The organism is Amycolatopsis sp. WAC 04197 (assembly GCF_003947475.1).
GTDB classification, from domain to species: Bacteria; Actinomycetota; Actinomycetes; order Mycobacteriales; family Pseudonocardiaceae; genus Amycolatopsis; species Amycolatopsis japonica.
Genome location: NZ_QHJK01000006.1, coordinates 141,894 through 154,275, shown reverse-complemented (window position 1 = coordinate 154,275; position 12,382 = coordinate 141,894). Strand labels below are relative to the sequence as shown.

The following is a 12,382-nucleotide window of genomic DNA, read 5'->3' as shown; positions in this document are numbered from 1 at the left end:
GTGAGCGTGCTCACGCACTACCTCCAGTCCGTTCGCCGGCTGATCGGCACCCTAGCCCACCGCTTCGGCCTCCAGCCAGGTCGGCGCGGGGCACGCCGTACTGCATTCGGCCTAACAGGCGTGCGCGGGCCCGCCCTGAAACCTTTCCGATTCTACGCCCCGCGGCCCCTGAACTGCGCGGATGTCCGGCGGTGGAGAGCCGATGTAATTCCGATGCAGGCCCTTGGAAAGCTGAAGGCACAGCTGCGGCTCGGCCCGACGGGGCAGCGCGCCGAACCGCGGGTAGGGGCTCCGCGGCGGTTGGCCTTCGTACTGGGGGTGGCCAACCGCCCTGGTAGCCCCCTTCTCCGCGTCCATGACCAGGTGTGATCCTCCGCGATCATGGGTACCAGGTCGGTGGAGGAGAGGAGTGTGCCCCATGCGCCCGGTCTGGAGCGGTTCGCTTTCGCTCGGTCTGGTGACCGTCCCGGTCCGCCTGTACAGCGCGGTCGAAGACCATACGGTGCACTTCCGCCAGTTCCAGCGCGGCACCGAAGACCGCATCCGGTACCGGAGGGTGAACGAACGCACCGGCAAGGAAGTCGACTACGAAGACATCGTCAAGGGTTACGAGCTCGACAGTGGCGAGTACGTCGTCGTCGAGCAGGAGGAACTGGACGAGATCGCGCCGGGCCGGTCGAAGTCGCTCGACATCGAGAGCTTCGTCGAGCTGGACGCCATCGACCCGATGTTCTTCGACAAGACCTACTGGCTCGCGCCCGCGAAGGACGAGTTCGAGCGTCCGTACGCGCTGCTGCTCGAGGCGATGGACTCGTCGGGCAAGGCGGGGATCGCCAAATTCGTCATGCGCGGCCGCGAATACCTGGCGCTGGTGCGCTCCGGTGACGGCGTGATGGTGCTCAACACTCTCCATTTCGCGGCCGACCTGCGGGATCCCGTCGAGCAGCTGCCGGACCTCCCCGGCAAGGCGAAGGCGCGCGGCAAGGAACTCGACATGGCCGTCAACCTGATCGACGCGATGAGCGACGACTGGCGGCCCGAGGAGTACCGCGACACCTACACCGACCGTGTCCGGGAGCTGATCAAGGCCAAGAAGAAGGGCGACACCATCACGCCCGCCACCGAGCCCGGGGAGCCGACGAAGGTCGTCGACCTGTTCGAGGCGCTTTCGAAGAGCGTGGAGAGCGGGAAGGCCAAGAAGAAGTCCGGGGCGAAGAAGCCGGCAGCGAAGAAGGATCTCTCTTCGCTGTCGAAGGCGGAACTGGACAAGCTGGCCAGGGAACGGGACATCAAGGGCCGGTCGAAGATGAACCGCGCGAGCCTGGAGAAGGCGCTCAAGGCCTCGTGACGACGCCAGCTGCCGAGAGTTCGCCCGCGATCGCCTCGATCAGCAGCCGGACGTCCTCCGCCGCCGTCGCGTGCAGCCCTTCGGACACGATCAGCACATCGGACGTCGTGGCGGAGACCGCGGAGTGCCCGCTCTGCCGGTTCGTCCATCGCCGCGCGTGGGCCTGACCGTCCTCGTCGGCGAAGATCACCTCGCCGGGGTTCGGCTGTTCCACCGTGCCGGTGAAGGTCACGTACTTCTCGTCGCCGCGCGCGTGCCGGACTTCCAGCGAGCCGCTGATCTTCGCGATGTCGAGCACCGCGACCGGGATGGCGTAGGCGACCGAAACCGCGTTGCAGAGATCGATCACCGGATGGATGCGGGGGAGCGTGCCTTCCTTCCGCAGCCTGCGCAGCAAAGACTCCGACGCACAGCGGTACTGCGTCGGCTTCAGGCCCATTTTGGCGAACGCCCGCCGCCACGCCTGGATTTCGGGGAACTCCGATTCCGGGCCGTCGGCGAGCCGCCGCGTCGCCCGCGCGACGAACTTTTCGAGATCGACCGGCAGCTCCGGGGTGATCCCGGTGGCTCGGAGCGTGCCGACGGCGAGGCCGGGGTGGGCGGATCGGATGTCCGGGTGGTGCTGGAGTCGCATGCTGGACCTGTCTACTGGGTGGTGAACGCGAGTTTGGCGCCGAGCGCGGCGAAGGAACCGGCGAAGATCCGCCGGAGCCAGGCGAGCACGCGCGGCCGGGACAGAACGTGGTGCCGCACGCCGGCGGCGAGGACGCCGTACACGCTGAACACCACGAACGTCGCCAGCATGAACACCCCGCTCAGCAGCAGCATCCGGAGGAGCGAACCGGGCTCGCCCGCCGGGACGAACTGGGGCAGGAACGCGAAGAAGAACAGTGTCAGCTTCGGGTTCAGGACGTTGATCAGGACGCCGGAGGTGATCGTCCGCAGCGCCGACGTGGGTTCGGGATCGCCCTCCACGACGATGGCTTCCCGGTCCTTCAGCGTCGCCCACGCCATGTAGAGCAGGTACGCCACACCGAGGTACTTGAGGATCTCGAACGCCACCGCGCTGGCGTGCAGCAGCGCGGCGAGGCCGGTGATCGCGGCGATCATGTGGGGGACGATGCCGAGGGTGCAGGCGGTCGCGGCGAGGACGCTCGCGCGTCTTCCCCTGGCCAGCCCGGCGGAAAGGGTGTAGACCACGCCGGTGCCGGGCGTGGCGACCACGACCAGCGTGGTGATCAGGAAGGCGATGCTCACGAGGTCACTGTGCGCGTTGTTTGGCCTCGTGGACAGAGCCAAACCCGTGCCGCTTCACTGGACCAAAGGGTTGATCGACGGGTTCACCGGATGGAGTGGCATGATGCACGCTCGCACGTCGACGAGGAAGGCCTTGGTTTGAGCGCGCGCACTTCCCAGGTGGACGACCTCCGGCTGGTGGCACAACCGAACGCCGTGTTGTGTTCCGAGCTCTTCGTCCGTCTCATCTTGTCGGATTGGTCCTTGCGGCCGTTGCTCGATCAGGCGAAGACCGCCGCCGCCAGACTGGTGGGCACGCTGGTCGACGCGGCCGATCCGAAGGAACCGCCGTTCCTGACGCTCAGACTGCGCCTGCGGTCGGACGTGCTGGTCATCGAGGTCGACCACGAACTGGACGGCCTTCCGGTGCCGACGCCCGCGCCGGGCGAGCGGACCGGGGTGGCGCCGAGTGCGACCGGCGGCGTGACCGTCTGGTGCGAGCTGCCACTGCCCGGCGGCCTGTCGGCCGGACAGGTCCGGCTGCCGAGGCGAGGCGACCGGCGCACGCTGGTGGACGAACCGGTCTCCGGTGAGCCCGTTGGCGCCGATCCCGAAGTCCTGGAACGGCTTTTGACGAGGTTGAGCGGCTGGTCCGGCTGATGGCCACGAACCGCGTCGCCACCCCGGTCCTGGAGATCGAATACGAACACCTCGGCGAGGCGAGCGGGCCGCCGGTGGTCCTGCTGCACGGGTTCCCGTACGACGTCCGGGCCTATGACGAGGTCGCCGCGGTCCTCGCGGCGGGCGGCGCATCGGTGTACGTCCCGTATCTCCGCGGTTTCGGGGGGACGCGGTTCCTCGACGACGCCACGCCCCGCTCCGGGCAGCAGGCCGCGCTCGCGCAGGATCTGCTCGACTTCATGGACGCGCTGGGGCTGGAAAACGCCGTCGTCGCCGGATACGACTGGGGCGGCCGCGCGGCGTGCATCGTGGCGGCGCTCCGGCCCGAGCGCGTGCGCGGACTGGTGTCGGTGGACGGCTACAACGTCCAGAACCTCGCTTACGCCGGGGAACCGGCGCCGCCGGAATGGGAACGCACGTACTGGTACCAGTACTACTTCCATTCCGAGCGCGGCCGCCGAGGGCTGACGGAGAACCGCGACGAGCTGTGCGCCCTGTTGTGGCGCACCTGGTCGCCGACCTGGGCCGGCGCCGACGCGGCGTTCCCGGCGAGCGCGCGGAGCCTCCACAATCCGGATTTCGTCGACGTCGTCATCCATTCGTACCGGCACCGGTTCGGTCTCGCGGAGGGTGATCCGCGGTATCAGGCGCTCGAAGACCTGATCGCGCGGGAGCCCGCCATCACGGTGCCGTCGGTCGTGCTGGAAAGCGGGGACGACGGCGTCGGCGGGCCCAGCGCGGAGGGCGACCGCGAGTACTTCACCGGGCCGTACACGCATCGGGTGCTCCCGGGGGTGGGGCACAACGTTCCTCAGGAGGCACCTGAAGCGTTCGCCGCCGCGGTGACGTCTCTGCTTTAGTGAGGGCGATCACCCGTCCGTGTGCGTGACGAATCCCGATCTTCGTCTGTCCTTCGGACGTAGGGCGCACGATCCGGGCGCCACGGACGGAGGAGGACCCGATGTCGTTGGGCGACAAGATCAGCAACAAGGCCGAAGAGTTCGGCGGTAAGGCCAAGGAGGCCGCCGGCGACGCCACCGGCAACGACGAACTGCGCGCGGAAGGTCAGGCGGACCAGGCGAAGGCCGGCCTCAAGGGCGCCGTCGAGAACGTGAAGGACGCCGTCGGCGACGCGGCGGACAAGATCCGCGACACCTTCAAGAAGTAGCGGTCTTTCGGGCCGGGGCGGCGGTTTCCCGCGCCCCGGCCCGGTTCAGGTGCGCAGCCGCACCGGCAGGCTCGTGAGCCGTGTGCCCTGGATGCCGCCGAGGAACGTCTGCCGGAGTTCGCCGTACGGCACGGCGAGCCGGGCTTCGGGGAAGTCCGTGCGCAACACCGTCGCCACCGCGCGCAATTCGAGCTGCGCGAGCTGGGCGCCGACGCAGAAGTGCGGCCCCGCCCCGAAAGTCAGATCCGGGCCCGGTTTCCTCGCCGGGTCCGTGTTGATGCCCTGGATGTCGACGAGCACCGGCGCCCCGGCGGGAAGCCGGATCCCGGCGAGGTCGAGCTCCACGGTGGTGAACCGCCACAGCGTGAACGGCGCGGGCGGATGGTCCTTGAGCGTTTCGCGGACGAGGTCGTTCACGGATGCCTTGTCCCCGTTCAGAAGCCGCGAGATCAGGAAGCCGATCGAGGCGTCGGTGGTCAGCTGCCCGGCGAAGATCAACGCGAACAGGTGATACCGCAGGTCCTTTTCGGACGTTCCGGTCGGCAGACTGTCGCGTAGTTCGGTCGCGAGCCCGTTCCGGTTCGGCGTGAGCCCCGCGGCGGCGAGATCCGCGATCGCGGCGATGGCCTTGCCCTGTGCACCCGGTTCGGGATCCGACATGCGGCGGCAGGCGTCCACGGCCGCGTCGAGCAGCTGGAGCGGGATGCCGAGCAGGTCCAGCAGCACCGTCAACGGGAACCGGGTGGAGAACCCGTCCATGAGATCGACGGTCTCGTTACCGAGGTCCGTCAGCAGGGCGCGCGCGATCCGGTGAATCCGGTCCGCCTGCGCCTGGATCCGTTTGGCGCTCAGCAGCGGCGCGTGCGCTCGCCGCAGACGGGTGTGTTCGGGCCCGTCCAGCGTGGTGAGGGACGGCTGTTCGGCGGCGGTCTGTTCGAGTGCCGTCCAGCCCGCGGGGGCCAGCGCCGGATCCTTGGCGATGCGGGGATCGGAGAGGACTTCGCGGGCCAGCTTCTCCTCGGTGACGATCCACGCGCTTCCGCCCTCGGGGGCGGCCACTTCCACGAGCGGGCCGGCGGCTCTCAGCGCGGGACGGACGGGGTCGGGTTCGGTGATGCCGCGGGTCGACGCGGCGAACGGATCGGGGAGCAAAAGAACTCCTTCATGAGAAAGTAGCTTCACTATGAAGGTATATTTGCGGCCGGTAGGTTGTCAAAGCACCGAATCGAGGAGGGGCCATGGCGGACGATGTCGCGGCGCGGAGCGCGTCGCTCCTGGACGGCCTCCGGAGTTTCGGGGCGAACTACACCGAGTTCACCCGGCGGTTCGCGGACTGGCTCGGCCTGCACGCCACCGATGCCGCCGCACTGGTGGAGATCCTCTACGCCGAAGACACCGGCTCGCCGCTGTCCCCGGCCCGGCTCGGCGAACGCATCGCCCTGACCTCCGGCGCGACCACGAACCTGCTCAACCGGCTGGAGAACCTCGGCTATGTGGTGCGGACCAGGGAGAACACCGACCGTCGGGTGGTGACGCTGCGCAGCGGCGCCGACATCCAGGCGCCCGCGCGGGAGTTCTTCGGCCCGTTCAGCGCCGGGCTCGCGGCCCTGGTGGCGCAGTACCCGCCGGAAGAGATCGAGCGCTTCGAGGGCTTCCTCCGCCAGCTGAAGTCCACAATGGACAACGTGCTCGAAGAACAGGCCTGACGCCGGACCAGTCCGATCCGCTCTCGGCACCGAATCCCTCCCGGACGCCCTGGTAACCGCGTAGCCGGGCGTCGGGTGAGGTGGAGGCAGCTTGATGGTCGAGGGTGTGCGGACGAGTCCGCGCGGAAGCGGCGGCACCGGAACGGAGCCCGCCGAGACGAGTTTGATGCAACGGGTCGCGGCCGGCGACGAACAGGCGTTCGCCGACCTGTACGACGTCGTGGCGGGACCGGTGTGGGGTGTGGTGAACAGGGTCGTGCGCAACGGCACGTTCGCCGAGGAGGTCACCCAAGAGGTCCTGGTGGAGGTGTGGCGGACGGCCGCGCGGTTCAAACCGGGCAAGGGGAGCACGCTGGCCTGGGTGCTCACCATCGCGCACCGGCGGGCGGTGGACAGGGTGCGATCGCATCAGGCCGCGCTCGACCGGGACGACCGTGCGGGCCGGCTCGATTTCCGGCGCCCCTTCGACGAGGTCGCCGAGTCCACGATCAGCAACCTGGAGCAGCAGCGGGTGCGCCAGTGCCTGTCCGCGCTGACCGACCTGCAACGCGAATCGGTGGTGCTGGCCTACTACAACGGCTACACGTACCCGGAGGTCGCGGAGGTGCTCGACACCGCGCCCGGCACGGTGAAGACCCGCATCCGCGACGGCCTCATCCGGCTGCGCGACTGCCTGGGGGTGGGGCAATGACCGCCGAGCTGCACACGTTGACCGGGGCTTACGCCCTGGACGCCGTCCCGGCGGAAGAGGCCGCGGCGTTCGAACGACACCTGCGGGGTTGTCCCGCGTGCGGCCAAGAGGTCCGGGAACTCCGGGAGACCGCCGCGCGGTTGGGGAGGGCGCTGGCCACCGCGCCACCACCGAGTCTGAGGGAAGCGACACTCACGCGGGTCGCCCACACCCGTCAGTGGCCGCCCTCGCTCGCGCGTCGCGGCGGGGTCGTGAAGACCCGGGTCGCTCTTTGGGGTGCCGCGGCGGCCGCCGTCGGAGCGCTGGTGTTCGGCCTGGTCACCACGACCACCGATCCAGGGGCCGACCCCGCGCAACAGCAGCTGGCCTCCGTCAACGCCGTGCTCACCGCGCCCGACGCCTCGACGGTCAAGGGTGCCGAACGCGGGACGACCACGGTCGTGACGTCGCGGAGGCAGGGCAAGATCGTCGTACTGCCCGGTGAACTCCCGCCCCTCGCGGCGGGCAAGGCGTATCAGGTGTGGCTCATCGGGGCGAGCGGGGTGCATTCCGCCGGTCTGCTGGCGCCGGACGGTCCACATCGGACTCAGCCGGTGCTCGCGGAGCTGCCGGGCGGGATCGACCGGGTCGGCATCACCGCGGAACCGGCCGGAGGTTCGCCCGCGCCGACGGTTCCGGCGGTCGTCATGGTCGATCTGTCCTAGCGCCGGTCAGCCGCTCGCAGGCCTGCCAGAGTTCCTGGCGCTGCGCGGCGGTTTCCCGGGTCTTGCCGAGGTAGTGCGTCGGGCGCTGGACGCGGTCGTGCCAGAACATGCCGTTGTACCGGCCCGGTTCCGCGGCGGCGGCGAGCCAGACGAACGTGTCCGCGCCCTGCTCCGGGTTCCGCAGGAGCGGGCCGGTCAGCTTCCGGAACGTCGGCAGGGAGGTCGCGACCCCGGGCGTGTCGGCCCAGCCGGGATGGGCGCTGTGCACGGTGACCCCGGAGCCGTCCAGCCGGTCCGCCCAGAGTTCGGCGAGCACCACCTGCATCCGTTTGGTGCGCGCGTAGCCGGCGGCCGGCTTGTACTCGTCACGGCGGTACTGCAGGTCGTCGGCACGCAGCGGCTGGCCGTACATGCCGCCGGAACTGACCCAGATCACCCTCGCGCCGTCGGCGAACTTCGGCCGGAGCGACGCGGTCAGCAGATGAGGCCCGAGCACATGCGTGGCCAGCATGAGTTCGTTGCCCTCGGCCGTCTCCGTGCGTTCCGCGGGCATGACCCCGGCGTTGTGCACGAGGACGTCGACCTCGCCGTCGAGGTTCTTGACGTAGTCGCGGACGGACGAGATCAGGCTGACGTCGCAGTGGTCGGCGATGATCCGCGAACCGGGGACGGCGCGCTCGATCTCGGCGCGGGCGGCGTCACCGTCGCCGCGGATCGCGATGCGAACGGTCGCGCCCAGCTTCGCCAGGCCGATGGCCGTGGCCTTGCCCAGGCCCGCCTTCGCGCCGGTCACCACGGCGACCTTGCCCGCGAGCGCGTCCGGCGCGGGATCCTCCGGCCACCAGGTCCGGCGCAGGAGGTATCCGATGTTGCCGTACCCGAGCAGGGTCCGGTCGAGCACGGTGTCGGCGGCGCGGGTCACGGTGGACATGCGGATGCTCCTCCTCGGTCGTGGTACGCGACTTCCCGGCGAGGGTGCCGCGGAAACCTCTTACCGGATGCGGGGCCCGGCCTTCGCGGAGAAACGGAACTCGATGGTCATCGGAAGCTCGTCGAGATCCAGTGCCTGGCGCAGCCTCGGCAAGCCTTCCTCGGTGATCCGTGCGCGGATCGCGGCCAGATCGCCGTCCTGTTCGGCGCTCAGCACCACGGCCAGCACCGGCGCGTCCTGGGTGCCGCCGAGCGTGGCGTGCGCCGCGTGGACGCCGGGATAGGTCGCGACCTCCGCCGTGAAGGGTTCCACCGCGGTGTTCGCGGCCAGCGCGGTCCGGCCGGTGTCCTGCTCGAAACGCCAGGTGTGGGATTTGGGTTTGCGGACGGGCTGCGCGATGAGCCAGCGCAGGGCAAGCAGCCCGAGGAGCACCGCGCCCCCGGCGACGGCGTACCAGACCCACGGGGGCGGCATGGCGGTGCCGGGGACGAGCGTGGTGCCGGGATCCAGCAGCGGGATCCGGCCGAAATGGGTGCCGACGGCGAACCCGCCACCGGCGATCAGCACGAGCCCGGTCAGCACCAGCAGGGTGCGGTTCAGCCGGGCGGGACGGTTGAGGTCGGTCATGACGCGCTCCTGGTGGCCTTGACCCGGACCCGCACGGCGGGAACGGTGGCGGGGCCGATCTGGGCTAGGCGGTGCTCGATGGCGGAGCGGACGGCGTCGGCGAGCCCCGCGGTGTTCGTCCGCCCGGTGGTCACCACCGAGACGATCGCGCGCCGCTTCACCTTCAGCTTCGCCGCCGAGACACCGTCCACAGTGGATGCGGCGGTGCGCAGGGTCGATCGGTAGCTGCGGCGGGAGGCGCCTGAATCCGTGCCGCCTTCGAGCGGCAGCACGGTCGGCTTCCCCGGGACGACCGCGCTCACGAGGAGCAGCAGACCGAGCAGCGCGACCACGCCGCCGGCGATCGCCGGAAGAGGATCACTCCATCGGAGGTCGTGCAGTGCGGACGCGAGGGCGTCGTAGCTGATCCACGGTTTCTCCCCGATGATCGTCTGGACCGCGACGATGGCGGCCAGGACACAGCCGGCGAGCACCACGAGGGCGACCAGCACGGCCGGGACGCTGCGGCGTGGGCGCCGTTTCATCGGACCCTCCTCGTCTCGGTCTCCCCGGAATGCAGGGCGGTGACGGTGATGTCGACCCGCGTGACGGTCAGGCCCGAGAGCCCGCCGACGCGGCGGATCAGATGCTCGCGCACGGCCTCGGTGGTGGCGCGCACCGAAAGCGGGTACTTCACCGAAAGCCGGACGTCCAAAGTGGTCGTCGAACCGGTGACGTGCGCGCTCACCTTGGCGCCCTGGTCGAGGTCTTCGCCGCCGACCGCGATCCCGAGCACCCGGGAAGCCGCGCCGCCGACGCCGTCGACCTCGGTGATCGCCCGCGCGGCGATCCGTTCGACGGCGCCGTCGGCCACGGTCAGCCCGCCGCGCCCGTCCGTTCCGGGCGCGGCGGCGGTCATGGTCGTCATGGCGATCAGCCCCTGTCGCGGCCCGCCAGGGCCGAAAGGTCGAGCTTGCCGTCGAGGAACCTGCCGACCAGCAGGCCGAGCGCGGCGAGCACGAGCACGACGAGGAAGGCGCCGAAGCCGCCGAACGCGCCGGCCACGCCGAGCACGAGACCGGTCAACAGGCCGAGTTGGGTGGCGTTCATGAACGTTCTCCTTGCTGTCTGGCGCGGACCGGCGCCGATGGTCACTGGACTCGGCCGGACTCGGCGTTGTCGTCGGCGTCGTCGTCGCCCGGGATGTGCACGTCGGACACGTTGATGTTGACCTCGACGACCTCGAGCCCGGTCATCTGCTCGACCGCGCCGATCACGTTGCGGCGCACCGATTTCGCGAGATCCGCGATCGCGACGCCGTATTCGACGACGATCTGCAGGTCGACCGCGGCCTGGCGCTCGCCGACCTCGACGGAGACGCCCTGCCCGGCGGACGCGGTGGCGCCCGGGATGCGCTCGCGCAGCGCGTTGAACGCCCGCACGGCGCCGCCGCCCAGCGCGTGGACACCGGTGATCTCCCTGGTCGCGAGGCCCGCGACCTTCTGCACGACGGTGTCGGCGATCGTGGTCACGCCCTGGGTGGAGACGAGCGCGCTGTTCTCGGCGGGGGCGGTGGAGTTCGAGTTCGGCTTGGCGGTGGTGGCGGTGTTCGTCATCGCGATCTCCTCAATTCGGATTCCGTTGCCTGCGGTGGAAGTTCTTCGCTTCCACACTCAATAGACCCAGCCGCGCGAAGATCGTCACGACCCGATCGTGTGGTCTGGATCTCACAGCCGGCGGGTATGTCTTTCGGCCTAGTCCCCGCGGCCGACGCCGTCGCCCTTTTCCCTCCCGTCGAGGGTCGCGCGCGCGACGGGCCGCGGGGTTGGATCGTCAGGTGTCTCCAAGAAAGAGGTTTCGGGTGAGCTGGAAGTGCGTGCTGGTGTCGATCGCGCTGGTCGCCGGATGCACCACGTCGCAAGGAACTCCGGCGACGGTGACCAAAGTGGACGAACCGGAGCACGAGGCGTCGCTGACGTCGTTCTACCGGCAGACCCTGGACTGGCGCCCCTGCGAAGCCCTGCAGTGCGCGAAGCTGACCGTGCCCGTGGACTACCGGCGGCCGGACGGGCCGAAGTTCACGCTGCCGGTGATCAAGGCCGCGGCGACCCGGCCGGGGGAGCGGATCGGCACGCTCGTCGCCGGTGCGGGCGGCCCCGGGCAGTCCGGTGTCGCCATGGTGAAGGACATCGCGGGCACCTGGCCCGCCCCGGTCCGCGCCAGGTTCGACCTGGTCGGCTTCGATCCGCGGGGGATCGGCGGCAGCGAACCGCGGCTCCGCTGCGACACCGAGGGAGAACCCGCTTCGAAGGCTCCCGAGGGCCTGCCGCTGATCGGCGGCGAGGTCCCGAGCACCCGGCAGTACGCCGAGGCGTGCCTGAAGAACACCGGGGAGAACGTGCTGCGGCACCTGGGCACCGACGACGTCGTCAGCGACCTCGACGTCCTGCGGGTGGTCACCGGCCAGGAGAAACTGACCTACCTCGGCTACTCCTACGGCACGCGGATCGGCCAGTTGTACGCCGACCGGTTCCCGAAGAAGATCCGCGCCATGGTGCTCGACGGCGTCGACAACACCTATCTCGATTGGCGGGCCGACACCGTCGAGCAGGCGAAAGGCGTGGAAGACACCCTGCTGACCTACGCGAAGCAATGTGCCACGAGGACCGGCAAACCGTGCCCCGGCCGCGACGAGACCGAAATCCTCGCCACCGTGGACCGAGTGCTGGCCAAAGCGGACAAAGCGGGTGAAGGGAGCGCTCTTCGTTCGGAGATCTCCGCGAAGCTCACTTTTCCGGCGGACTGGGCGGAGCTGTCGGAAATCATCCTCGGCGCCGACGCTCCCTCGGACGGCGCGTCCGACGAGCCCGCCGACGAGCCGGAGACCTCGACCGACACGACCGACGCGCTCACCGTCGTCAACTGCCTCGACCGGACCCATCCCACCGATCTGGCGGCCTACGAGGACGCCGCGCGAGAGCTTCGCCGCGTTTCCCGGCTCTCGTCCGGCACGGAAGCGCTCGGCTGCGCCTTCCTGCCCACCGGCGCCGCTCCGTCCAGGACGATCCGGGCGGACGGCGCGCCGCCCATCCTGCTCGTCGGGACCACGAAGGACGCAGCGACGCCGTATGGCTGGGCGCGGCGGCTGCCGGAAAGCCTCAAATCCGCGGTGCTTCTGTCCAATGAGGACGTCGGGCACGCCGTCTTCGGCGGCGGATCGTCCTGTGTGGACGATGCGGTGAGCCGGTATCTGGTCGATTCGACGATTCCCGCCGCCCCGGCCCGCTGTACCGGCGGTCCCGTGTGATGCT

Annotated in this window: 17 protein-coding genes; 8 read left to right on the top strand and 9 right to left on the bottom strand. The window is 69.9% G+C overall.

Annotation, left to right across the window (positions count from 1 at the left end; translation table 11 throughout):
* The first annotated feature begins 418 nt into the window (after window positions 1–418).
* Window positions 419–1,348, top strand: a complete 930-nt coding sequence (locus DMC64_RS22915; protein ID WP_125735225.1) for a Ku protein — start codon at window positions 419–421, stop codon at window positions 1,346–1,348.
* Here DMC64_RS22915 and DMC64_RS22910 read toward each other — a convergent pair.
* On the bottom strand, window positions 1,335–1,982 hold the full coding sequence (locus DMC64_RS22910) for a B3/4 domain-containing protein (protein WP_125735224.1): 648 nt from the start codon (window positions 1,980–1,982) through the stop codon (window positions 1,335–1,337). The genes DMC64_RS22915 and DMC64_RS22910 overlap by 14 nt on opposite strands.
* A gap of 11 nt (window positions 1,983–1,993) precedes the next feature.
* Entirely contained in the window at window positions 1,994–2,605 is a 612-nt protein-coding gene (locus DMC64_RS22905; RefSeq protein ID WP_037344995.1) for a LysE family translocator, read from the bottom strand.
* A gap of 138 nt (window positions 2,606–2,743) precedes the next feature.
* Between DMC64_RS22905 and DMC64_RS22900 the strand changes: the two genes are divergently transcribed.
* The 3 genes from DMC64_RS22900 to DMC64_RS22890 all read left to right on the top strand — a co-directional run bounded on the left by DMC64_RS22900 (window position 2,744) and on the right by DMC64_RS22890 (window position 4,433).
* Complete coding sequence (locus DMC64_RS22900; protein WP_037344996.1) at window positions 2,744–3,244, top strand: hypothetical protein; 501 nt, start codon at window positions 2,744–2,746, stop codon at window positions 3,242–3,244.
* Window positions 3,244–4,125, top strand: a complete 882-nt coding sequence (locus DMC64_RS22895; protein WP_125735223.1) for an alpha/beta fold hydrolase — start codon at window positions 3,244–3,246, stop codon at window positions 4,123–4,125. Before DMC64_RS22900 ends, DMC64_RS22895 begins: the two co-directional genes overlap by 1 nt.
* A 101-nt stretch (window positions 4,126–4,226) precedes the next feature.
* Window positions 4,227–4,433 (top strand): CsbD family protein, encoded by a 207-nt coding sequence (locus DMC64_RS22890; protein ID WP_016335858.1) that lies wholly within the window; start codon window positions 4,227–4,229, stop codon window positions 4,431–4,433.
* A 45-nt stretch (window positions 4,434–4,478) separates the two neighbouring features.
* On the opposite strand, the gene DMC64_RS22885 is transcribed toward DMC64_RS22890, so the two are convergent.
* Window positions 4,479–5,585 (bottom strand): cytochrome P450, encoded by a 1,107-nt coding sequence (locus tag DMC64_RS22885; protein WP_125735222.1) that lies wholly within the window; start codon window positions 5,583–5,585, stop codon window positions 4,479–4,481.
* Window positions 5,586–5,671: 86 nt separating this feature from the next.
* Between DMC64_RS22885 and DMC64_RS22880 the strand changes: the two genes are divergently transcribed.
* The 3 genes from DMC64_RS22880 to DMC64_RS22870 all read left to right on the top strand — a co-directional run bounded on the left by DMC64_RS22880 (window position 5,672) and on the right by DMC64_RS22870 (window position 7,534).
* Window positions 5,672–6,139, top strand: a complete 468-nt coding sequence (locus tag DMC64_RS22880) for a MarR family winged helix-turn-helix transcriptional regulator (protein ID WP_125735221.1) — start codon at window positions 5,672–5,674, stop codon at window positions 6,137–6,139.
* 94 nt (window positions 6,140–6,233) lie between these two features.
* Window positions 6,234–6,830, top strand: a complete 597-nt coding sequence (gene sigK, locus DMC64_RS22875) for an ECF RNA polymerase sigma factor SigK (RefSeq protein ID WP_016335855.1) — start codon at window positions 6,234–6,236, stop codon at window positions 6,828–6,830.
* Complete coding sequence (locus tag DMC64_RS22870) at window positions 6,827–7,534, top strand: anti-sigma factor domain-containing protein (RefSeq protein WP_125735220.1); 708 nt, start codon at window positions 6,827–6,829, stop codon at window positions 7,532–7,534. Before sigK ends, DMC64_RS22870 begins: the two co-directional genes overlap by 4 nt.
* Here DMC64_RS22870 and DMC64_RS22865 read toward each other — a convergent pair.
* From DMC64_RS22865 to DMC64_RS22845, 6 genes are read right to left on the bottom strand one after another with little or no spacing between them, the layout of a single operon-like run.
* On the bottom strand, window positions 7,515–8,465 hold the full coding sequence (locus DMC64_RS22865; protein ID WP_125735219.1) for an SDR family NAD(P)-dependent oxidoreductase: 951 nt from the start codon (window positions 8,463–8,465) through the stop codon (window positions 7,515–7,517). The genes DMC64_RS22870 and DMC64_RS22865 overlap by 20 nt on opposite strands.
* Window positions 8,466–8,525: 60 nt before the next feature.
* Window positions 8,526–9,092, bottom strand: coding sequence for an alkaline shock response membrane anchor protein AmaP (locus tag DMC64_RS22860; protein ID WP_125735218.1), 567 nt, complete (start codon window positions 9,090–9,092; stop codon window positions 8,526–8,528).
* Entirely contained in the window at window positions 9,089–9,616 is a 528-nt protein-coding gene (locus DMC64_RS22855; RefSeq protein WP_125735217.1) for a DUF6286 domain-containing protein, read from the bottom strand. Before DMC64_RS22855 ends, DMC64_RS22860 begins: the two co-directional genes overlap by 4 nt.
* The gene (locus DMC64_RS22850; RefSeq protein ID WP_016335850.1) at window positions 9,613–9,999 is read right to left on the bottom strand and encodes an Asp23/Gls24 family envelope stress response protein; all 387 of its coding nucleotides are present in this window, start codon (window positions 9,997–9,999) and stop codon (window positions 9,613–9,615) included. The genes DMC64_RS22855 and DMC64_RS22850 overlap by 4 nt, the downstream gene beginning before the upstream one ends.
* A gap of 5 nt (window positions 10,000–10,004) precedes the next feature.
* Window positions 10,005–10,181 carry a hypothetical protein gene (locus DMC64_RS43000; protein ID WP_016335849.1) on the bottom strand — a complete coding sequence of 59 codons (177 nt, stop codon included), beginning with the start codon at window positions 10,179–10,181 and terminating at the stop codon, window positions 10,005–10,007.
* Window positions 10,182–10,222: 41 nt separating this feature from the next.
* Complete coding sequence (locus DMC64_RS22845; RefSeq protein ID WP_037345013.1) at window positions 10,223–10,687, bottom strand: Asp23/Gls24 family envelope stress response protein; 465 nt, start codon at window positions 10,685–10,687, stop codon at window positions 10,223–10,225.
* 245 nt (window positions 10,688–10,932) lie between these two features.
* On the opposite strand from DMC64_RS22845, the gene DMC64_RS22840 reads away from it, so the two are divergent.
* Entirely contained in the window at window positions 10,933–12,378 is a 1,446-nt protein-coding gene (locus DMC64_RS22840; RefSeq protein WP_125735216.1) for an alpha/beta hydrolase, read from the top strand.
* Window positions 12,379–12,382: the final 4 nt, after the last annotated feature.